At 54.3% G+C, this 21,823-nt stretch carries 19 protein-coding genes; 6 read left to right on the plus strand and 13 right to left on the minus strand.

The window, feature by feature from the left end:
- Positions 1-47: 47 nt before the first annotated feature.
- The 4 genes from TJ79_RS20525 to TJ79_RS20540 are packed head-to-tail and all read left to right on the plus strand — an operon-like array spanning position 48 to position 5,552.
- Complete coding sequence (locus TJ79_RS20525) at positions 48-740, plus strand: ABC transporter ATP-binding protein (protein WP_040952217.1); 693 nt, start codon at positions 48-50, stop codon at positions 738-740.
- Complete coding sequence (locus TJ79_RS20530) at positions 724-1,755, plus strand: efflux RND transporter periplasmic adaptor subunit (protein WP_052339817.1); 1,032 nt, start codon at positions 724-726, stop codon at positions 1,753-1,755. The genes TJ79_RS20525 and TJ79_RS20530 overlap by 17 nt, the downstream gene beginning before the upstream one ends.
- Positions 1,756-1,787: 32 nt before the next feature.
- Complete coding sequence (locus TJ79_RS20535) at positions 1,788-4,652, plus strand: ABC transporter permease (protein ID WP_040952218.1); 2,865 nt, start codon at positions 1,788-1,790, stop codon at positions 4,650-4,652.
- A 3-nt stretch (positions 4,653-4,655) separates the two neighbouring features.
- Positions 4,656-5,552 carry an ABC transporter ATP-binding protein gene (locus TJ79_RS20540; protein WP_040952219.1) on the plus strand — a complete coding sequence of 299 codons (897 nt, stop codon included), beginning with the start codon at positions 4,656-4,658 and terminating at the stop codon, positions 5,550-5,552.
- A gap of 79 nt (positions 5,553-5,631) precedes the next feature.
- Here TJ79_RS20540 and TJ79_RS20545 read toward each other — a convergent pair whose 3' ends face one another.
- Positions 5,632-6,474, minus strand: a complete 843-nt coding sequence (locus tag TJ79_RS20545) for an SDR family oxidoreductase (protein ID WP_040952220.1) — start codon at positions 6,472-6,474, stop codon at positions 5,632-5,634.
- Positions 6,475-6,566: 92 nt separating this feature from the next.
- Here TJ79_RS20545 and TJ79_RS20550 point away from each other — a divergent pair, with 92 nt between their 5' ends.
- Positions 6,567-6,977 carry a MerR family transcriptional regulator gene (locus TJ79_RS20550; RefSeq protein ID WP_040952221.1) on the plus strand — a complete coding sequence of 137 codons (411 nt, stop codon included), beginning with the start codon at positions 6,567-6,569 and terminating at the stop codon, positions 6,975-6,977.
- A gap of 107 nt (positions 6,978-7,084) precedes the next feature.
- On the opposite strand, the gene TJ79_RS20555 is transcribed toward TJ79_RS20550, so the two are convergent.
- The 12 genes from TJ79_RS20555 to TJ79_RS20610 form a co-directional block, all read right to left on the minus strand.
- Positions 7,085-7,534 (minus strand): hypothetical protein, encoded by a 450-nt coding sequence (locus TJ79_RS20555; RefSeq protein ID WP_040952222.1) that lies wholly within the window; start codon positions 7,532-7,534, stop codon positions 7,085-7,087.
- A gap of 49 nt (positions 7,535-7,583) precedes the next feature.
- Positions 7,584-8,495, minus strand: coding sequence for an ABC transporter ATP-binding protein (locus TJ79_RS20560; protein ID WP_040952223.1), 912 nt, complete (start codon positions 8,493-8,495; stop codon positions 7,584-7,586).
- Entirely contained in the window at positions 8,473-9,513 is a 1,041-nt protein-coding gene (locus tag TJ79_RS20565) for an ABC transporter ATP-binding protein (RefSeq protein ID WP_040952224.1), read from the minus strand. The genes TJ79_RS20560 and TJ79_RS20565 overlap by 23 nt, the downstream gene beginning before the upstream one ends.
- 36 nt (positions 9,514-9,549) lie before the next feature.
- Positions 9,550-10,395 (minus strand): ABC transporter permease, encoded by an 846-nt coding sequence (locus tag TJ79_RS20570; protein WP_040952225.1) that lies wholly within the window; start codon positions 10,393-10,395, stop codon positions 9,550-9,552.
- Between the two features lie 4 nt (positions 10,396-10,399).
- Entirely contained in the window at positions 10,400-11,350 is a 951-nt protein-coding gene (locus tag TJ79_RS20575) for an ABC transporter permease (RefSeq protein ID WP_040952226.1), read from the minus strand.
- Positions 11,351-11,532: 182 nt separating this feature from the next.
- Positions 11,533-13,152 (minus strand): ABC transporter substrate-binding protein, encoded by a 1,620-nt coding sequence (locus TJ79_RS20580; RefSeq protein WP_040952227.1) that lies wholly within the window; start codon positions 13,150-13,152, stop codon positions 11,533-11,535.
- A 114-nt stretch (positions 13,153-13,266) separates the two neighbouring features.
- Entirely contained in the window at positions 13,267-14,394 is a 1,128-nt protein-coding gene (locus TJ79_RS20585; protein ID WP_238323094.1) for a GerAB/ArcD/ProY family transporter, read from the minus strand.
- A 41-nt stretch (positions 14,395-14,435) separates the two neighbouring features.
- Positions 14,436-14,627: a hypothetical protein gene (locus tag TJ79_RS20590; protein WP_040952228.1), complete on the minus strand. Its 192-nt coding sequence runs from the start codon at positions 14,625-14,627 to the stop codon at positions 14,436-14,438.
- A gap of 46 nt (positions 14,628-14,673) precedes the next feature.
- The gene (locus tag TJ79_RS20595) at positions 14,674-15,693 is read right to left on the minus strand and encodes a Ger(x)C family spore germination protein (protein WP_474995156.1); all 1,020 of its coding nucleotides are present in this window, start codon (positions 15,691-15,693) and stop codon (positions 14,674-14,676) included.
- A 178-nt stretch (positions 15,694-15,871) separates the two neighbouring features.
- Positions 15,872-17,329, minus strand: a complete 1,458-nt coding sequence (locus tag TJ79_RS20600) for a spore germination protein (RefSeq protein WP_040952229.1) — start codon at positions 17,327-17,329, stop codon at positions 15,872-15,874.
- A gap of 196 nt (positions 17,330-17,525) precedes the next feature.
- Positions 17,526-19,799 (minus strand): YhgE/Pip domain-containing protein, encoded by a 2,274-nt coding sequence (locus TJ79_RS20605; RefSeq protein ID WP_040952284.1) that lies wholly within the window; start codon positions 19,797-19,799, stop codon positions 17,526-17,528.
- Positions 19,800-19,901: 102 nt separating this feature from the next.
- Positions 19,902-20,489, minus strand: a complete 588-nt coding sequence (locus tag TJ79_RS20610) for a TetR/AcrR family transcriptional regulator (RefSeq protein ID WP_040952230.1) — start codon at positions 20,487-20,489, stop codon at positions 19,902-19,904.
- A 317-nt stretch (positions 20,490-20,806) separates the two neighbouring features.
- On the opposite strand from TJ79_RS20610, the gene TJ79_RS20615 reads away from it, so the two are divergent.
- Positions 20,807-21,736, plus strand: a complete 930-nt coding sequence (locus tag TJ79_RS20615; protein ID WP_040952231.1) for an AraC family transcriptional regulator — start codon at positions 20,807-20,809, stop codon at positions 21,734-21,736.
- The last annotated feature ends 87 nt before the right edge of the window (positions 21,737-21,823 follow it).

The following is a 21,823-nucleotide window of genomic DNA, read 5'->3' on the forward strand; positions in this document are numbered from 1 at the left end:
GATTTGAAAAGAAGAGGGATATTTCAGGGATGGTTGGGAGGCGAACTATGACTGCTGGATCAGGCGATGCTCTCATCGAGGTTGAGGGCGTCAAACGAATTTTCGGCCGCGGCAGCGGCGCGGTGACGGTATTGCACGATGTCAGTCTGGAGATCCCCGCAGGCAAACTCATCGCCTTCAAAGGAAGATCAGGTTCCGGCAAAACGACACTGATGAATCTGCTCAGCACCCTGGATCGGCCGACAGAAGGCCGGGTGTGTTTTGAGGGGCAAGATTTGACCGGGTTATCGGACCGGGAACGGGACGAAATCCGGCGGACGCAGATGGGGCTGGTGTTTCAATCCTTTGCTCTCATTCCGCTTATGTCAGCTTACGAGAATGTGGAATTCGTCCTACGGATATCCGGTATTCCGGCCAGAGAGCGGGAAGCGGCGGCCATCGCCGCGCTGGATTTGGTGGGACTGAAGCCCCGTATGCACCATCGTCCCTTTGAGCTTTCAGGAGGGGAACAGCAGCGGACGGCCATCGCCCGCGCCATTGCCCATAAGCCGAAGCTGATTTTGGCAGATGAGCCTACGGCGGAGCTGGACAGCCGGACCGGGCTGCACATCATCAAGGTGTTTCGCGATCTGGTGCAGCAGGGCTTGACCGTTGTGATTACCACCCACGATCCGGCCATTATGGAAATCGTGGATCACGTTTATGAATTGGAGGATGGACGCATTGTCGCAAACCATTAAACGGTGGGTCGTTCTTGTAAGCGCTGTCTCCCTTGCCGCGGCCCTCAGCGGCTGCTCGCTTTTGCCCAAGGAGGATGAAGCTCTCGCTCCCCCGCTGGTGAAGCCTGCACAGGAAAACTACAATACCGTCAAAGCGGAAAAGGGTACGATTACGAAAAGCATTCAAGGTACAGCTACTTGGGAGTCGGTTTCCACGGATGTGGCGATGTTCAAAGGGCAAGGAGGACGCATAGGCGAAATCCTGGTATCTGCGGGTGATAAAGTCAAGAAGGGCGATGTGCTCATTAAGTTGGTAACCGACGGCCTTGATTTGCAACTGAAAGAGCAAGAACTGTCGCTGGAACGGGCGAAGTACGGCCTTAAGCAAGCGCAGCAAGGCGGACGGGACGCGGAAGAAGTACGGATCGCCAAGCTTCAGGTGGAAGTTGAGCAGATCAAGTATGACCGGATGCAAGAGTTGTACAAGAGCAAGCAGCTTGTCGCCGATATCGACGGCCAGGTGGTGTTCGTTGAGGACTTGCAGCCGGGGGACATGGTGGACGCCTACCAGACGTTGGTGACGGTGGCCGACCCGACGAAGCTTCATCTGGCGATGCGAGTGGATAACAGCTCCGAAATCAGCACTGCGGAAGTAGGTATGGCTGCCAATGTGGAACTTAAGGAGGGCACGAAGCTTGTAGGCAAGGTCGTGCAAACGCCATCCTCCTCGCCGCAGACGATGAATAAAGATTTGGCTGAAAAATACGCCAAAACCTTGTTCATCGATCTGGATAAGATTCCCGGCAGCGTGGAAATCGGCGGCTCCGCCAATGTGGAGATCGTGACGCAGCAAAAGGAAAATGTGGTTAAGATTCCGAAGGGCGGACTGCGCAACAATTTCGGCCGCTATTTTGTACGGATCTTGGAAGACGGGACTAAGCTTCGGGAAGTGGATGTCGAGACGGGATTAACCGCATCGACGGAAGTGGAAATTACCAAAGGACTGGAAGCGGGCCAAACCGTCGTCCTGCAATAGCTTGGTATTCTTGATGACAGGGAGGCTTTCGAGTGGCCTTATTTCTCATGTTGATCCGAAAAATGGCACAAAACAAGTGGTTAGCCGGGAGCCTGTTCTTTGGAATGCTGATGACGGTGGCGCTGGTGAGCACGATGCCGATCTATACCGAGGGCGTTCTGTCGCGAATGCTGGTTAAGGATCTGGAGAAGCTGCAAACCGACAGAGGCATCCGCCCCGGCATCCATTATTCGCTGGTGAACTACATGCAATCAACGAACGATTCCCGGAAAAAGGCGATGTACGACCTGGATCGTTTTATGGAAAGGGAGCATAAGGATTTCGGCCTTCCGGTGATCGAATACGTTACTGATCGAAGGACCCAGTCAGCCCGTTTGGTACCGGAACAGTTCGACCCGAAAAAAGCCGATTATCCGTATACCGCCTTGCGCTCCTATAGCGGGATCTATGACCATATCAAATTGACCGACGGCAGGCTGCCTTCCGACAAGCCAGTGGATGGGGTTTACGAGGCGCTGGTAACCGATCAGACGCTGCGGAAGTACAAGATGGTATTGGGGAATGTGTTCTATCTCAAGGACAAGAGAATAACAGAGACGATCAAAGTAAAACCTGTCGGCGTCTTTGAAAAGAAGACGGATAACGATCCCTACTTTTATAATGCGCCGCTCAGCGATTTTGCCAATTTTTTAGTCGTCGACGAAAACTTGTTCCAGACGGAGATTCTGGATAAAAACAAAGTCGATCTGCAGGGGAGCTCATGGTATACCGTTCTGGATTATTCCAAAATCGAACTGAACAATGTCCACCAATTTCTTGCCGCTGACAAACTTGTTCGTAAAACGGTAAACAGCAAAGTCAGCAGCATTTATGCTTCCTACGACATGCCGGCGCTGGACACGATCTCCCGTTATTTTGACCGGGAAAAGCAGCTGCGCAAGCTGATGTGGGCGCTGAACGTGCCGGTACTGATCATGCTGGGCTTTTACATGTTCATGGTATCGAATCTCATCGTAGAGCGGCAAAAGAATGAGATCGCCGTCCTCCGCAGCCGCGGGGCCTCCCGCTGGCAAGTGATCACATCTTTCGCCGGGGAGGGATTGATTTTGGGGGGAGCCGCCCTGGCTTTAGGGCCGCCCCTCGGCTTGTTCCTGACGGATATGCTGGGTGCGTCCAGCGGCTTCCTCGTCTTTGTTCAACGGGCGAAGCTGCCGCTGCATTTGACGGGCAAAGCGTATCTTTACGGAGCCGTCGCCGCCGCCGTCGCTTTTGTCATGACGATGATTCCCGTCCTGCTGGCAACCCGGGTGTCCATCGTCGGGCGCAAGCAGGAGATGGCCCGTTCGTCGAAGCGGCCTCTTTGGCACAAGGCGTTTCTGGACGTTCTCGCCTTGGGCGTATCCATTTACGGGTTGATTACCTTCCGCAGCCGGTTGAAGGATATGAAAAATCTCGCTCTCGGCGTGGACGATCTGAAGCTGGACCCGCTGCAATTCATCGTTCCTGCCCTGTTCATCCTGGGGGCCGGATTGTTTTTGCTCAGGCTTTATCCGTACGTGCTGCGGTTCATATACTGGCTGGGCCGCCGCTGGTGGTCCCCTGCAGCCTATTCCACGCTGATTCAAGTGGGCCGCTCCAGTAGCCAGTACCAGTTTCTGATGATATTCATGGTGCTCACCATTGCCGTAGGCGTGTTCAGCGCCGGGGCGGCCCGGACCATCAACAGCAACATTGAGGAGCGGATTCGCTACGGCAACGGTGCGGACATCGTGATACAGCCCGTTTGGGTCAACGACGCCCCTACGCCGACTGGGCCGGGGGCTCCTTCAGCGGCCAGCCAGCCTTCTTCCAGCTTGTCGAAGCCGCTGCACTACCTGGAGCCCGCTTTTTACCCCTATACCAAGCTGCCGGGAGTCGAGCAAGCGGCGAAGGTGTTTATCAAAAGGGAGGCGACCTTTACCGCCAACCAGAAGAATGGCTCCGCCTCCTTGGTCGGCATCGATACCGATGATTTCGGGCGAACTTCCTGGTTCCCGGATGGGCTGCTGGCGCACCCGTTTAATGAATATTTGAACGTTTTGGCGTCGGATTCCCGGGGTGTGCTGGTTTCCAAAACATTGGCGGATCAAATGAAGGTAAAGGTCGGCGATTCCATCTATGTCGGCTGGGAAGGCGTGAATGAGCAGCCGTTTATCGTTTTCGGCATTATCGATTATTTCCCAACGTTCAACCCCAATCCCAGGGGGGTAACTGCAGGAACGACCATCAGTGCGCCTATGCTCATCGTCGGCCATTTGTCCCGCATTCAGTTCCAATTGGGGCTGGAGCCGTATCAAGTTTGGCTGAAATTGAAGCCGGGAGCTTCTATCGCGGCGCTTTACGACGGAATTGAGAAATCTGCTGTGAACATCAATGGCGTCGTGAATACGCGGGATAGTCTAGTCAATGCGAAAAATGACCCGTTCTTGCTGGCAGTAAACGGTATCCTCACGCTGGGGTTCCTGTTATCCATGACCGTAACCTTCACCGGCTTTCTGCTCTATTGGATTTTGTCGCTCCGGGGAAGAACGCTGCAAAATGGTATCCTGCGGGCGATCGGCTTGTCCTTGCGGCAACTGATCAGCATGCTGGCGCTGGAGCAATTACTCACCTCCGGCGTGGCCATCGGCATCGGCGTGGTGGTCGGAAACGTCACGGGCCGGTTGTACGTGCCGAATTTTCAGATGGCGTTTAATCCCGGCAGCCTGGTGCCGCCTTTCCGGGTGATCTTCGCTTCCGTCGACTTTGTCCGCTTGTATACCGTTGTCGGGGTGATGTTGGCCGTGGGCTTGATCATTATCGGTTACATGCTGTCCCGGTTGAAAATTCATCAAGCGCTGAAGCTAGGGGAGGACTAACCGATGATACACTGCGAAGGCTTGGTGAAAATCTACAAAGCTGCCGATCTGGAAGTATTCGCTCTGCAGGGGTTGGACCTTCATGTCGAGGACGGCGAGTTGATGGCCATCATCGGCAACAGCGGCAGCGGCAAATCGACGCTGCTGAACATGTTGGGCGGCCTGGACCGGCCGACGGCGGGAACGCTGACGGTGGACGGGCGCAATATGCTGAAGATGTCGGAGAAGGACCTGGTCCGGTACAAGCGGGAAAGCGTTGGTTTCGTCTGGCAAAACAACGCCCGCAACCTGATCCCTTATTTGACGGCGATGCAAAACGTGGAGCTGCCCATTTTGCTGAAGGGTCGCCGCAGAAGGGAGCGGGCGATCCAGCTCTTGGAGGCGGTGGGGCTGAAGGAGCGGATGCACAACCGGCTGCATCAGCTCTCCGGCGGGGAACAGCAACGGGTGGCCATCGCTATCGCCTTGGCTAACCATCCGAAGCTGCTCCTGGCGGACGAACCGACAGGGTCGCTTGATTCCCGCATGTCCGATCAAATTCTCGACTTATTCCGGGAATTGAACCGAAACATGGGCATCACCGTGGTCATCGTCACCCACGACCCGCTGCTCGCCAAGAAGGTCGATCGGGTGGTCGCCATCCGCGACGGCAAAATCTCCTCGGAAATGCTTCGCAAACGCTCTTACTCGGAGGAATTGGCTGAGTTGGAGCAGGGCGGTGTGACCGGGGATGGAGCGGACGAAGAGACCCACGTCGAATACGCCATCCTGGACAAAGCCGGCCGGCTGCAGGTGCCTGCCGATTATTTGAAAGCCATCGGCATCAAGAATACCAACAAAGTGAAAGTGGAGCTGGTGGAGGGCACCATTGTGCTGACTCCTCCGGAGGAAGCGTCGTAACGGCTAGAATTATGGAAACAGCGGCAGATTAGGACCGGAACCGGTCCTTAACTGCCGCTGTTTTATTGCATAGAGGTTCTCATTTTATGAAATAGTGGCCTAGTTCAAGATCTTCGATTAACCTGGGGTACATTGGCAGCCATCCTAGCAACTCCTGAGTTTGCACACCCGATCCCGGCATGACGCTCGGAATGTCCACCCCTGCAAGAGTGCCGAGAAAGCCGAAGTGGGCGACTGCCTCATCTTGTGAAAGGCTGACCAGCGGAACGTTCAAGTGCTTGCCGATGACGCCGGCGATGTCGCGGATAGGCACCCCTTCTTCGGCGCGGCCGTATAAAAGCGAACCGGCGGGCGCCTTTTCCAACGCGAGGCGGTAGAGCCGCGCGGCATCCAGCCGGTGTACGGCCGGCCAACGATTGGTTCCGTCACCGACATAGGCGGAGACTCCCTTCGAACGGGCGACATCGATCATCATCGGCACGAAGGCTTTATCACCTTCGCCGTGTACAGTGGGAGAAAGCGACACGACCGCTGATCGCACCCCGCGCTCCGCCAGGGCGACGGCCGCGTTGTTCGAGGCCTCCCCGTTGACGTGAGCTGTGATCACAAGCGGCTTGCCCGAGCCCTCGAGTGCGGCACCCATTGTCTCGATGGCTCGCACATCGGTCTTCAGCGCTTCGGGAAATTTCGAGAAGTCGGACGTAAACGCTAGATGAATGATACCGTCGGCTGATTCGGCGCAGCGGCGAAGGCCTTCGAGATCGTCCATTGTCCCGCGATATGCCTCTGCTCCGGCTTCCTGCAGCATTGCGGCTCCCTGGTCCGTACGGGTAAGACCTACGACTTGATGGCCGGCCTTGATAAGCTCGCGAACGACGGCGGAACCGACGTAGCCTGTTGCTCCTGTTACGAAAACACGCATGATGAAATCCTCCTTAACGGTTGATGATGGAACAATTGGAGTATAAACTATAAAGTGAACTCTAAGGATAGTCTGTTTAAGGAGAAATTTACATGAAAATTCAGGAGCTAGCGGATAAGGCGGGATTAACCCCTCACACGATTCGTTTTTATGAAAAAGAAGGCTTGTTGGACAGCCGGCATGTCCGGAGAGAGGAGAACAACTATCGTACCTATTCAGACGAAGCGTTCGAACGGCTGAAGCTCATCAAGAAGTTTCAGGGTATAGGTTGTTCGCTGGCTGAACTGAAGGGGATTTTGCAGGAGCATGATGCAAATACGCAAACCAACGAGCAAGTGATCGAATGGATTTGCCAAAAGATAAAGGAGATCGAAGGCAAGAAGGCGGAATATGATCAAATGCTTGAAACGCTCAACTGGATGCTGGAATACAGGATGGCGTTGAAAAACGACCCGGAAAAGGCTCATGCGATGATGACGGCTCTACACTCGATCAAACCGTAAAAAGGCCCTTTCAGCAGAAAAGCAGGCATTGCCTCAAAAATAGGGGGCAATGCCTGCTTGCTGGAAAATGAATGCCGTACGCTCGTGCCGTGAACGTTTCAACCCACTTATCGCTGAATCGGTTCCAACCGGTACGTTGCTTTGCCTTCATCCAGGGATTCGCCGATTTTCTCGATGCGCCAGCCGAAGGATAGCGCCGTCTCCAGCCTTTCCAGCTGAGCATTCGTCAAGATCGCCGTTACCCCTTCCAGCCCGGGACGCCGGTCGATATGCGGCTCCATGCCGAAGGCCACGTATAGCCAACTGCGAAGGCCGCCCAGCGTATTAAACTTGATCTGATAGCCTTTGCGCACCGCCGATTCGTAGATCTCCGGCTCCCCAGCCGCGAACACCGCCAGTTCTTCGTAATCGAACTCAAAGACGCTGTTGTCCTTCGGGAGACCGTTCTTCCTCTTCGCCAGTTCGGCCAGCTCATCCTCGGACCATCCCAGGCCCCGCAGCGATTCGATCAGCAAGGCGATCTGCTGGGATACTTTAACCGTTGTTTGCTGCGTCATGGTTGTTCCCCTCCTTCAAGCTTGCTTGCCGTTATCCATGGGCAATCGTTTATGCCTTGGCAACGAAATGTCCCTTGCTTACCTCTACTAATACTGCCGATTCCGCATCCCAGTCATGGGGTTGATAAATAATCCGCTTGCTTTCCGCATGCGGGTCCGGCACGGGGATTGCGGACAGAAGAGCCTGCGTATACGGATGGAGCGGGTTCTCATATAGTTCATCGCTGTCGGCCAGCTCGACCAGGCGTCCGCGATACATCACGCCGATCCGGTCGGAAATATGGCGCACCATCGACAGGTCGTGGGCGATGAACAAATACGTGAGCCCGAACTCATCCTGCAAATCCTCCAGCATATTGACGACCTGCGCCTGAACGGACACGTCCAGCGCCGAGATTGGCTCGTCGCAGACAACGAACTCCGGCCGCACCGACAAGGCACGGGCAATCGAGATGCGCTGGCGCTGTCCGCCGCTGAACTCATGGGGATAACGGTACAGGTGCTCGCGCTTTAGTCCCACCTTCTCCAGCAGCGTGGAGATGACTTCCTTGCGCTCTTCGCCGTTACGGTACAACCCGTGAATATTCATCGGCTCGCCGATCAGTTCCAGCACGTTCATGCTCGGATTGAGCGACGAATACGGATCCTGGAAGATCGATTGGATCCGTCTCCGAAAAGGTTTCAACCGCTTCTCTCCGAGCTTCGACAACTCTTGTCCGTCGAAACGAACTTCTCCGTCCGAATAATCGTACAGTCGCAAAAGGCAGCGCCCTACCGTCGATTTGCCGCTTCCCGATTCTCCGACGAGCCCGAAGGTCTCGCCCCGGCGAATCTCGAAGCTGACGCCGTCCACCGCCTTAAGCACGTCCGTTGCTCTTCCCCAAACGTCGCGGTTCTTGACGAAATGCTTCTTCAGGCCGCGGACATCTACTAATGGCTCAGGATAAGGCTTCACCGTCACTTGCTGCGCCTCCTTCCTTAAGGGAACCGTTTCGAATCTGTGCTTGAACCGTCTCGTCGTTTAACCAACACATCGACCGATGTCCCTCGCCGATGGTAAAATGCGGCGGCAGTTCCGCGCACTTCGTCATGGCATGGGGGCATCGATCGCGGAACGGGCAGCCCTGGGGCGGATCAAGCAGATCGGGCGGCGACCCTTCGATGGGCACCAGGCGCGTGCGCCCTTTGCCTTCGCGCTGCGGAATCGAGTGAAGCAGCCCTTGGGTGTAAGGATGCTTGGAACGGTAGAAAATATCGTCCACCGTGCCTTCCTCCATGACCATTCCGCCGTACATGACGATGACCCGGGAGCACACTTGTGCCACCACACCCAAATCGTGAGTGATCAGCGCGATGGATGCATTCGTCTTCGCCTTCAATTCTTTTAACAGATCAAGAATTTGCGCTTGAATGGTCACGTCCAGGGCGGTGGTCGGTTCGTCGGCGATCAGCAGCTCCGGCCGGCACGACAGCGCCATTGCGATCATGACGCGCTGCCGCATCCCACCGCTGAATTCGTGGGGATATTGCCGCACGCGCTTCTCCGGCTCGGGGATACCCACCTGTCGCAGCATCTCGATGGCCTCTTTCAATGCTTCCGTCCGGCCAAGCCCGCGATGGCGCCGGATGACTTCCGTCATCTGCTGGCCGATCCGTTTCACCGGATTAAGCGAGGTCATCGGGTCCTGGAAGACCATGGCCATCCGGTTTCCGCGGATTTTCCGCCATTTGCTCTCGGGTAGACCGATCACGCTTTCTCCTGCGAAGCGGATATCGCCACCGGTTATTTCGCCGGGAGGCTGAATCAAGGCCATGATCGCTTTGGCGGTTACGCTTTTGCCGCTGCCGGACTCGCCGACGATGCCCACCGTCTCTTCGTAGTCGATATGCAGGCTTACGCCTCGTACCGCTTTATTTTCGCCATCGCGTGTATGGAAAGACACTTGCAGGTTATCCACCTCAAGCAGTCTGTTTGTCATCTGGTCCAACTCCTTTCAGCTACATCGGAACGGCCGTCATCTCTTGCCCAGCTTCGGCTCCAGCCCCACGCGAAGCAGATCGCCCAGAACATTGAAGCTGAGCACCGTCAGCAGAATAAGCGCGCCGGGGAAAAGCGCCATATAAGGTGCTTGCGTCACGAAGCCCTGGGCGCCGTTCAGCATGCTCCCCCATGTCGCATTCGGCGGCTGTACCCCGAAGCCGAGGAAACTGAGGGAGGACTCCATCATAATGGCCGAGGCGACATTGTTCGTCGCGCCGACGACGATAACCGGAACCAAACCCGGAATAATGTGCCGCACGATAATCCCGAAGTTGCTCTGCCCCGAAGATTTGGCATAGAGCACATATTCCCGTTCGCGAATGGCAAGGGTCTCGGCGCGGATAATCCGTGCCATATGCATCCACATCAGCGACCCGATAATCAGCACGATGCTGGCAAGATTCGGCTTGAGCATGACGCTAAGCAGCAAAATCACGAGAAAGGACGGGATCGATAAGATGATTTCCAATAAACGCATGAGCAGGTTATCGATCCAGCCGCCGAAATAACCGCTCACGATGCCGACGCCAACGCCGATAACCGTGGCGAGAATCATCGACGCGAAGCCAACCAGGAGCGACACGCGGCCGCCGTATAGCGCCCGGGTAAAATAATCGCGTCCGTAATCGTCCGTTCCGAACCAGTGGCTGCCGCTGGGGGCATGCAGACGCTGGGTCACGTCCAGCGCATTCGGGTCATACGAAGACAAGAACGCCAGTATGGATGCAACGATAAGCACGACAAGAATAGCAAGCGAGAGGATCCCCATTGGGTTTGAGACGATCTCGCGTATTAGGATTCGTCCTTTTGTCCGTTTCATGGGTTCACCTCATCGTTTTAATTCGCGGATCGGCAAATCCGTATAACAAGTCCGCAAGCAGATTTCCAATAATCAGGAACAATGCGGAGAATAGCGTAATGCCCATAATGACCGGATAATCCATTCCTTTGACAGCCGTCATGCCCAGGGAGCCGATACCGGGCCAGGAGAACACCGTCTCCGTTACGATGGCGCCCGCGACCAAATCTGCCATCGATAAACCCAGCAGCGTGATGATCGGTAATAATACATGCTTCAAGACGTGCCGGAACAGCACTTGCCATCGGGTAGCGCCGAAGGCGTATTGGATTTGCACGTAATCTTCTCTTAATTGACCGATTGTGCTGGAACGGATATAGCGGACATAGGTAGATAAGAAACCGAAGGCAAGCACCGAACAAGGCATGATGCCGTGCTTGATCACATCTGACGCGGAATTGACGCCGATGGAGCGCATGCCCATGCTTGGAAGCCAGTGCAAGTAAATCGAGAACTGGTAGATCAGCAAAATGGCCAGCCAGAAGAGCGGCACGGAAATCCCGATATAGGCAACTAGGCTGATCAGTTTATCGGGCCACCGATTGCGGAACGCGCCTGAAATCAGACCCAGCGGGATTGCGAGCAGCACGCCAAGAGCGAGGGCTGCGCCCATCAAGCCCGCCGTTGCCGGCAACCGATCGAGAATAAGGGTGGCGACCGGCTGATGGCTGCGAAGAGAATATCCGAAGTTTCCCCGGAACATTTCCTTCAGCCAGATGAAGTATTGAACGTACGCCGGTCTGTCCAACCCGAGATTATGCCGCACCCGTTCAATGTCTTCCGCATGCATATTCGGCGTCACAAAAGAGAGCACCGGGTCTCCGGGCGCCATCTTGATCAGCGCGAAGCAGGCAATGGAGACGAAGAACAATAGCGGCAGCGTCTGCAATAGACGTTTGACAATGAGTTGTCTCATATTGTTATCTCCTCAGCTATTAAAAGCAAAAAAGCTGGAAATTCCAGCTTTTTTACCTTCATCAGTAAGTATATGTCGGCCATATCCTTAGCCTGATTACGCTACGGTAAACGTCGCCTGTCCTTTAAAGACGGCGTAAGCCGTTTATCCTTGGTGAGCTGTGTCTTGTCATGGTATACGGTTTATTTCAAATACAGCTTGGACGGATCTTCGAAAATGACGACAGGCTTCAGCACCGCTTCATCGATCCCGCCGAAGCGCTTATCGATGGCAACGACTGTCTTTGTGTAGGCGACAGGATAAATGACGGCGTCGCTCGCGATGGTTTCTTGCAGTTGTTTGTAGGCTTCGCCGCGCTTCGTTGCGTCCGCTTCGCCCGCACCTTTTTCGAACAATTGGTCGACGGTCGGATTCTTGTAGCGGGAATAGTTGGCGTCCCCGTTCGATTGATACAGAATACGGTAGGCATCGGGATCGTATCCCATAATATAACCCGCATAGGCCAATTCATAATCTTTCGCGGACAAGTCGCCGAACTTTTGTCCATAAGCGGATGCATCGATCGATTGCAGTTCAACGGTGATGCCGACAGCTTTCAGCTTCTGTTGGACATAGATCGCCGACGCTTCTTGAACCTTATTGCCGCTGGAAACGATGAAGCGCAGCTTCAAGTTGCTCTCGCCGGCTGCAGCCAGCAATTCCTTCGCTTTGGCAGCATCGTTGTCGTAGGACGTAACGTCATTGGTCCAGAACAGACCATCCGGAGTAACGAAGGATTTAGCCGGGTCTGCGTACTCGCTGGAGCTGTACACGGTCTGGATCAGTTCATCGCGGCTAAGCGCATAGGAGATCGCTTGACGGACCTCTTTCTTTGCCAGCGCGCCGGTATCGCTGTTTTCATTGAACAGCAGGTACGCCAGGCGGCCTTCGTTGTAAGGCTTGATGTCGAAGTTTCCGGTTGCCTCGATGGTAGCGACATCCTGCGGATTAATATAGTTCACATTCAGCTCGCCGTTCTGCAGTGCCAGATTCGCTGCGTTCGTATCTTTCGCGATGCGGTAGGTAATCGTATCCAGATGCGCTTTGCCGCCGACATAATTGTCGAAGCGTTCGAGGGTGACGTATTCGCCGGGTTTGTAATCTTTGAACTTAAAGGCGCCTGAACCGATGACGCCGTTCAAATTCTTGTCGCTCTTGTCGATGTTCGCTACATTCTCGAAAATATGCTTCGGAATCGGCGTCAACTGCACAAGGGTCGCTTCGAATGCTGGATTCACCTGCGGCAGCTTGAAGTCTACCGTCACATCGTCTACTTTGACGGCTTCAACCGGTTTTCCGCCGAACAGAAGGTTGGAGCGGAAGAAGCTGTTTTGCTTCTCGTCCAGAATCGTGTTGAAGGTGAACACGACATCGTCAGCCGTTAGCGGCTGGCCGTCATGCCAAGTCAATCCGCTTTTAAGCTTCAGGGTATAGGTTAGATTGTCTGCGGAGGGTGTAAGGCTTTCCGCCAGGTAATAGGTCTTTTTGCCGTTATTTACTTGAAAAAGCGGCGCGAACAGCGCTTGGTCGATGGTCAAGCTGACGCGGTCGCCTGCATAGATCGGATTCAAGCTCTCGGGATCGGCTCCTACGCCGATGATGAGATTTCCGCCGTCTTTAATGGTTCCGGCATTTGGTTCAGCCGATGTTCCAGCCGATGCGGACGGAGCCGCACTGCCTTCATTGTTGGTTTTGCCGGAGCAAGCGCCAAGAACGAGCACTAGCACAGCAAGGATCAGTACACTCGAAAATCTTTTAGACATGTGATTCCCCTCCATGATTTAGATATAACCTTAAGATGTTCTTTATTTCTGATATAATATAGTGTTTTACTCGGAATTTCAAGAGAACACGCAATTTGAAATACTTTCCAGCCCTCACCCACTGGGTTGACTCTTCCCGCTTGTTTGACTTTTCCCACTGGTTTGACCCTGTTGTCCGGAGCTTTTTCGGAAAGTCGAGACCAGCAAATAGATCAGCGGGATACACTCTACCATCACCCAGAAAACGTTCAGCGCCAAGGAGTTGTAATCTCTTTGATACCGGGTTGGATTGCGTGAATATTGGAAGGCATCAATCGTGACGCTGCCGGCCAGCAGCGGGAAGAGCGGTTCAATAGCAGGCAGGCGGAAGATTTGACCGAGGCAGCGGGAGGCGACGTAGATCAGAAACGAGCTGTGCATAAAAATGGAGGCAGCCCATAATCCCATAAGCAGAGGGTCTGCGTTTCCCAAGAGTCCGGTGAATGATGAGCTGCGGATCATATCCAGCAGCGGATATTGCAGATCACCTCCGAGTTTAGGTCCAAAATTGAGCAAGGTCATCGTCCATTGTCCGAGGAGTGCGAGTAAAATTAAAATGCTCGAGACGAACAGGTTGCGTACGACTCCCTTTTCAAAGCGGATGTCCGGGGCAATGAAGAGAAAGACGACCCATTCGGCGAGAAATGAGGTGACAACGATCGAATCTCGAAAGGCCGTACCCAAATCGTGATGGGTGATCAGCGCGGGCAGCATGTGAGGATCGGCACTTCCCGCAAAAAGAGTCATGGTGAGGATAAGCCCGATCACGAAAAGGATGAACAAGCCGTCTGCAATGTAGACAAGGGTGCTGAAACCCCAACGGGCCGTCAGGAAGATGACAAGGCCAACGGCTAGTTGGACGAGCCAACTGGGAGTTTCGCGCATATAATTCGACCCGAAATAAAGCGTGAAACCCTCGATATCCAACGACGAAAAGGCTAAACACCAAAAGGACAGGACGATCAGAATGGCGGTGTGGGCCCACCGGCTAATAATGGTTTCTCCAAACTGGACCCATGGCGTATCCGGATGCTTCATTCCCAGCCGTACAGAACACCATAACAGCACCATGCTCCAGACAAAACCGAGCAGGATAGCAAGCCAGCCGCTATAGCCCGAGCTTTTTAGGAGCGGGCCAATCAGATAAGTAAGCGGCTGGGAGGTCAAGTAGATAAACGCAAAGCGGCTGAGCTGCCAGGGCATTTTGAACAATGAGGTCTCCTCCTATGCCATTCCTTCTGCCATTAATCGACCCACCCGAATAGCTTGACAATGATGCCGTTCGGGTTCGGCCACCATGGAACAAACACGGCCATCAGGTTCCACAGCGTAAAGAATGCCCATATCCCACCCCATTTCCACTTCATGCGGGCCGGTTGTTTCTTTAGGCGTTTCCACTCCAGAAGCACAAATGCCGAAAAAATCAAAGCAAGCATAATCCTTCTCCTCGGGTCTCCCTGTTCATCAGCAGGCGCATCAGCGTTAATTGGTCTCCACCTCGACCAGCTCATCACCGATATTTTGAATTTTGATATCCGTCATGACATCAATTTTGGCATTGCTCCGATAATAATCTTTCCACTGGGGACCCAGCTCGCTCCACAGGCGCGGATAGCTCCAATCCAGTAAACTGCCGAGCCGCAGCACATCCACCCCCGCCTTTTTCGTTGCGGCAAGGGCTTTCCGCAAATCGTTGCCCACTTGTTTATCCAACCCGGCTTCAATTTGTTTATTGGTTTCCAAGCTGTCTTGATGCTTCTCCGTATGCAGGGCGAGAATATCGGCCCGGCCGATCAACTTGACGGTAAATTCGGGGCCTTCTTTCGTTATCCGCGCACTTCTTTTCGAGCGTACTTTCGTTAGCCGTACGCTGGCTCTATTTTTACCTTCATTCCAAGTGACCGTGTATACCGGAACCTTCAATTGTTCCAGAGCCCAGGTCAAAGCGCGTGCTTCCTTCAACGGAAGGGTTGAGCGAAGTTTTTTGTCTTGGAACAGGGCGGCTCCCTGAATCCCGACCCACCTCTCGGTTGTTTTTGTTTTTCCCTGAAAGAATCCGGGTTTGTCGGTTATAGAGAGATAGGGGAGCGCGAAACCTTCTCCGGACAAATCCGTCATCAGGCTCCTTCTGGCATCGGTTCGAAGCATGCTGTACTGCGTAAAAAACCGGGTGAGGACCTCGGACGGAAGTTGTTCGAATAAAGGCGTCAACTTCCCAATCTCTTTTGCTTTGCCTGGGGCGGCCAAAAGGATGATGTCCAAGTGGAAGGGAGGAGCGATCTTTATCCATTCCAGCAGCTCGTCGATGCCGGACTCCGCATACTCCCGACCGACAACGACTACTCGGATATGGCTCAGATTAACCCGCCGCGTCAAATCCTTTTGCATGGAATAAAGGGCTTCTGGAAGGGAGGAGCCGGATTTTGTAATAAGAGTATAGGGCCCTCCGCCGCCCCCACCCCACCCCCGCCTCCACTTCCCCCTCCCCCTCCACCAGATGATTGCTGGCTCGAGCTAAGACGATTGGAAAGCGTAAAGGCGACGGTGAGTTCCACCGGATCCTTTTTTCCCTTATCGACGTACATGGAGTACGCAAAGGCGCGTTGGTTGATCTCGACGCGCGAGCCGCAGCCAGCTAAGACGAATATCAATAAGACCGACAGAACGAGCTTTGGCACCTTCATTCTCCAGCCTGCCTTTTTTTGTTCGCCGCGGCATAGGCGGCGGGCCGTTGTTTCATCATCGACGAGGGTACCCGTAAAAAGACATCCTTCCAATCCTTTAGCACAAGTGGCGCCACCGGATAAAGATAAGGCGTATTGAATGACTTCAGGCTCGCCAAATGACCGTATATGAGAAAGGCAAAGATGAAAACGCCTAAAAGTCCCATATAACCGCCAGCGATGAGCAGCGGGAATCGGAGCAGCCGGAAAGTAAGCCCGAGCTCCAGGTGAGGGACGATATAGGATGAGATGCCGGTAATGGAAACGACGATGACTACGGGCGTAGAGACGATGCCAGCCTGCACGGCCGCCTGTCCGATGACAATCGCTCCGATGATGGAGATCGTCTGGCCGATTGGCTTGGGAATGCGGGTTCCCGCTTCCCGTAATGCCTCGAAGGTCAGTTCCATGATCATCGCTTCGGTTAAAGTGGTGAACGGGATTCTCTCCCGCGCGCCTTCTATGGCCAGCAACAAATCGCTAGGGATGATTTCCGGCTGGAACGTGGTAATCGCCACATACAGGGAAGGAAGAAACAGAGAGACGGCAGAGAATAGAAACCGGACCATGCGGACCCAACTGGCTGCAAAAAAACTTTGATAGTAATCTTCGGAGGATTGCAGCAAGGAAAACAAAGAAACGGGAAGCAGGAGAGCCGAGGGCGTTCCGTCCTGCAATATGCCAATGCGCCCTTCCAACAAGGAAGCCGCTACCGAATCCGGCCGTTCGGTGTATTGATATTGGGGAAATGGTGATTTTCGGCCTTCTTTCGTGTGTTCGGCAAGGGAGCTGACGCCTAAAATGCCATCGACCTTTAAATTGGTGAAATACTGGTCCATTTCTTCAATGATGTTCGGTTTGCTGAGTCCTTCGATATAGACGAGACAGACCGTGGTTTTCGTATAATTTCCGATGGTGTAGCTTTTGGTTTTGAAGTCTGCTTGCTTGATCTTGTGGCGCAGCAAAGACAGATTGGTTTTGATATCCTCGATGAAGGCTTCTTGGGGGCCGATGACCACCAACTCATTTTCCGATGCGGTAACCGAGCGCTTTTTGTAGCTGGGTATGGTAAAGGAATATAAGACGGGCATAGATTCGATGTAAAGAATCGCAGAACCCTCCACAAGCGCTTCAGTGGCTTTGACTGAATCATGCAATTGCTTAAAAGGTAGGGAAAAGATCGTCCCGTTGCCTAGCCTGTGCTCAAACTCGGCAAAGTCTTTTCCCCTGCGCTCTTCGTTTAACAGAGGGGAGGCAATTTGTACATGAAGCAGCTGAGTGTCCACAATGGATTCGATGTAGATCAGCATGCATGAGGTGTCAAACAAGCGCAGCGGCTGGTAGGTGACATCCGAGTTGCCCTTCATCGAATTCTGAATTCCGACAAGAAGATCGGCGTTGGCGTTGGTGTTCATCCGGTTTCCCTTCTTCTATAAATCTGAGCTGTTTCTCATAGTCGATGAAAAACAGCTCTTAGATGTTAACATGTCCGCCGGGTGGGAAAATTATCCGAATAAACGAAAAAACAAGGGCTAGCGTTATCCGCTGCCCTTGTTTTTTCGTTACCGTATCAGACGATATTCATTTTTGCGGTTTGTTGCGAGGTTGCGATCAAACCGTTGCTTGCATGGGGTTGCTGTCGTTCTTTTTCCCTAAACGGGATTGTACCGTCAAGTAGATGATCGTGAATACGGCGAAGATCGCCAGGAACACCAGCAGCATGCCGGCGTTATACCACATGGCCGAATAGTCACCGCTGGAGATGACTGCCTTGAAGGCAAAGACAGAGTAGCTCATCGGCAGGAAGGCGTGGATGTCTTGCATCCAGTTCGGCAAGAGCTCCAACGGGAAGGTGCCAGCCGAAGTGGTCAACTGCAGAATCAGCAGCACGATGGCGACGAAACGGCCGACGTCCGCCATAGCGGTGACCAGGAATTGAATAAGTGCCATGAAGGTCAAGCTGGTGAAAATAGTCAAGAGGATGAAACGTGGTACGCTCTGCACCTCGAGTCCGAGTCCGCTCAGCAGGACCACGTCTACGGCCAGTGCCTGCACGACCCCGACGATGACCATGACGCCGAATTTGCTCAGGAACCAGCTGATGCCCGAACGAGGCTGCCCGGCGGGTTGCTTCACCGGGAAGACGATGGTCAGAATCAGCGACCCGACAAACAGGGCCAGGGACATGAAGTACGGAGCAAAGCCGGTACCGTAGTTCGGAACGCGGGTGAAGTCCTCTTCATGAATCTTAATCGGGGAGGCGAACATCTTGGCAACGTCGTCCCCGGTGTTGACGCTTGTCGTTTCGGTTTTGGCGGCTTGCAGCTTGCCGGCCAGCTCGCTGCTGCCGTTGGCTACTTGCCCAGCGCCGTCTGACAACTGTTTGGTGCCGTCGGCCAATTGGGTGGTGCCGTTAGCAACTTGCTGCGCGCCGGTAGCCAGCTTGTGGGTACCGTCCGCTAACAGCTGCGTGCCGCCTGCCAACTGCTCAGCTCCGCTGACCAGCTTGCCCGTGCCGCCGGCCAGTTGGTCGGCTCCACCCGCGAGGGCGCCTGCGCCTGCTGCCAATTTCTGCGCGCCGCCGGCCAGTTGGTCCGCGCCGGCTTGCAGCTTGGCGCTGCCGCTGACCAGGTTCGTTCCGCCAACGCTAGCTTCGCCCAACTTGCCGCTCAGCTGTGTCAAGCCTTGCTGCAGCTGGCTGGCTCCACTGGCCGCCTGTCCGGCTCCCGCCGCCAGTTTCTTCTGGCCTTCGGTAACCGCCGTGAGTCCTTGGGAAACGGATTTACTCGTTTCCAGCAGCTTGGCGAAGCTGGCGTCTTGGGCCAGTTCCGGATGAGCGGCGGCGTATTGGGCCAGCCCGGTGGCCATGCCTTGGCTGCCGGCGCTCAGTTTCTCCAGGCTGTCGGCGGAGGCCGTCAGCCCTTCCTTGAGCTGCTCCGTGCCGCCGGCTACTTGGCCTGCGCCTGTGGCCAGCTGATCGCCGCCTTGCTTCAGTTGGGTCAAACCGCCTGCCAGTTGGCCGGCGCCTTGGTTCAACTGCGCGAGACCGGTCTTCAGATCGCCGGCACCGCTGGCCAAATTAGTGGCGCCTTCCGCCAGTGGCTTAGCGCCTTGCGAAAGCTTGCCGGCACCGCCGTCAAGAGTTTTGATGCCGTTAAGCAGATCTTGAGCGCCTGCCGTCAGCTTGCCGGTGCTGCCGTCGGCTTGGGTCAAGCCGCTGGACAGTTGACCAGCTCCGTCAGCCAGCTTGGCGACGTTGGTATCCACCAGCTGAATGCCGCTTTGCACTTGCTTCGCGCCGTCGGCCAGCTTTCCTGCGCCGTCGCCGGCTTGACCGATGCCGCTGGCCAGTTGCTGGACGCTGCCCAGCATCGTTTTTGTATAAGCTTCCGTTACACTTGCGGTCAATTGGCTTTTGATCTTCTCGATCGCCGTTGATCCGATTTGCGCGGCGAGGAAGTTGTAGCTTTGGTTCGGAATGTATTCGATTTGCGCCGTTGTCGGCTTGTCGCTGGTTACCGATGCGACTTTGGCCGAGAAGTCGGCTGGAATTTTGAGGGCCATGTAGTATTTGGTGTCGGCAAGCCCTTGAGTGGCTTCTTCCTCCGAAACAAACTGCCAATCAAAATTATTGCCTTCCTTCAGCTTATTCACCAGTTCATCGCCGACGTGCAGTTCTTTGCCATTCAGCGTCGCGCCTTGATCCTGATTGACTACGGCTACCGGCAGGACGTCCATCTTTTCATACGGGTCCCAAAACGCCCACAAAAACAGTGAGCAGTACAGCAGTGGGACCAGCGCTACCGCTGTGACGGAAATGAGCGTCTTCTTGTTTTTCAGAATCGCTCTGATTTCCTGCCAAAAAGCTCCCGATGTTTTCTTCATCTTTATTAATCCCCAATCCTTTCCCATTTCGCGCTTCATGCGCGTTTTGTCTCTATCGACCGTCCACTGTGGGGCGGATCGGTCTCGCGGATAAAGCTTCTATTACCGTTTGGCTCCGTCGGCTGCCAAGCCGTCGATCACGAACAACTGAATCAGATCCCAAATTTGGTCCGCGGTCAGCCTCTTTCCGTTTTTTTGCTCCCAATCGAAAACAATCGTCACATACAGCTTCAGCAACACAAACGCCGCTGCCGCCGGATCGCAAGGGCGGATTTGGCCTTTTTCCAAAGCCGCTTCCAGCTGTCTCGCCGCGTAGGAGCAGATGGCTTTTTCCACCCGGTCCAGCGCCTCCATGGCCATAGGCGTTCCCAGTACCTTCACCTCGTAATGAAGCTGGATCGTAAGCTCGTGGGATTGGCGAAATTCCAGCATAGCCAGGAGCACACGGTGCAGATTTTCGAAGAACGGCCGGTCGTGGTCGATGGCGTTGTCCGCCGCTTTTTTCATCTCGAGGACAAACTGTTCCATAATAGCGTGGAACAACTCTTCCTTGTCGGCAAAAAACGTGTAGATCGTGCCCTTGCCCACATTGGCATCTTTAGCAACCTTCTCCATCGTGGTCGCCTTGTAGCCGAAAATGCGGAAAGACCGTTCCGCCGCCTCCAGGACCTGCTGCTTCCTGTCTACCACTGCCAGTGTTCTCGCCTCCTTTTTGAACGGTATTTTTGACCGACTGACCAAATGACTAAATTGGTCAATTCGTAACGAAGTTCATTCTACTCCTTCCGGTGAGCAGAATCAACCCTGTTTTCATAATTATTTTCAAGTTTTTTCGCAGGCATCCAGTTTGTTTGTTATTCCAACAATTTGAAAAGATATCCTCGCGCATGGACAACGCGGTCGGCGGGGCTTTCCGTCCGGATGGATGGCTGGACAGATGGCTTCCCTAACAGGCTTCCTGTATACTTTGCTCTAGAAGGAAGGTTCGGCTAAAGGGGGTGTACGGTTTGCGCGGCAGTCTTTTTCAGGACGGACTTCTTGAGGGGGAGGTTCAACCCCGGGTTCATGCGTATTACTTCAAACAAGTGAACGAGCAGGCGATGTCTTTCCACCATCACGAATCAACGGAGATCATGTACATGATCAGCGGCGTCTGCCGCATCGATATCGAATCCGGCAAAGACTTGGACAGTCTCCATTTAAAAAAGGGCGAGTTTATCCTGCTGGACGCAAACGTCTCCCACCGGATTGCCATGGAAGAGGATATCCCTTGCCGGATGCTGAACGTGGAGTTCGGCTTTGAGCGGCGACCCGGCGCTATCCCGGCCATCAAGGATCTTATCCGGGAGAGGGCGTTTACCGATCTGCTGGCCGTGCCTTTTACTTATTCGGTGCTGCGAGACCCGGACGAGGTGTACCATGTGCTGAAAAGCCTCGTGCTGGAGCTGGACGGAACGGGAACGGACAGCGGTATGCTGGTTCAACTGCTGTTCGGTCAATTGCTGCTTAGGGTCGCGCGGTTGAAAGCGGAGGCGAGCGAGGGAGGCATGCCTCTTGCTGAACTGTACGTCAAGCGCAGCCTGGAGTTTTTGCGCCAAAACTATGACCGGGACGACATTAGGGTAAAGGAAGTCGCCGCCGCAGTGAGTGTGCATCCCGGCTATTTGCAGCGCATTTTTAAGGCGCAAACGGGGAAAACGATAACCGAGCAGCTGACGGAATTGCGCATGGAAAAGGCGAAGATCTTGCTGCGGCAGACGGATATCCCGGTGTCGGACATTTCCGGCTATGTCGGGGTGGCGAGCCGCCAGTACTTCCACCAGTTGTTCAAAAAATACACCGGCCTGACGCCGGTTGAATACCGCGGCTCCGGCGAGCTGCAGAAATGGAGCTACAGCAGGGAGAATGGGGCGGGAAATTCGGATATTCAGCAGTAAGTTGCTCGGTAGTTCTCGGTAGTTCTCGGTCATTTTCGGTAGTTTTTTAGTAGATAAGGTGATGATTTTTGACATGGAATCGGTCAA

Source organism: Gorillibacterium massiliense (assembly GCF_000455485.1).
GTDB lineage: Bacteria > Bacillota > Bacilli > Paenibacillales > NBRC-103111 > Gorillibacterium > Gorillibacterium massiliense.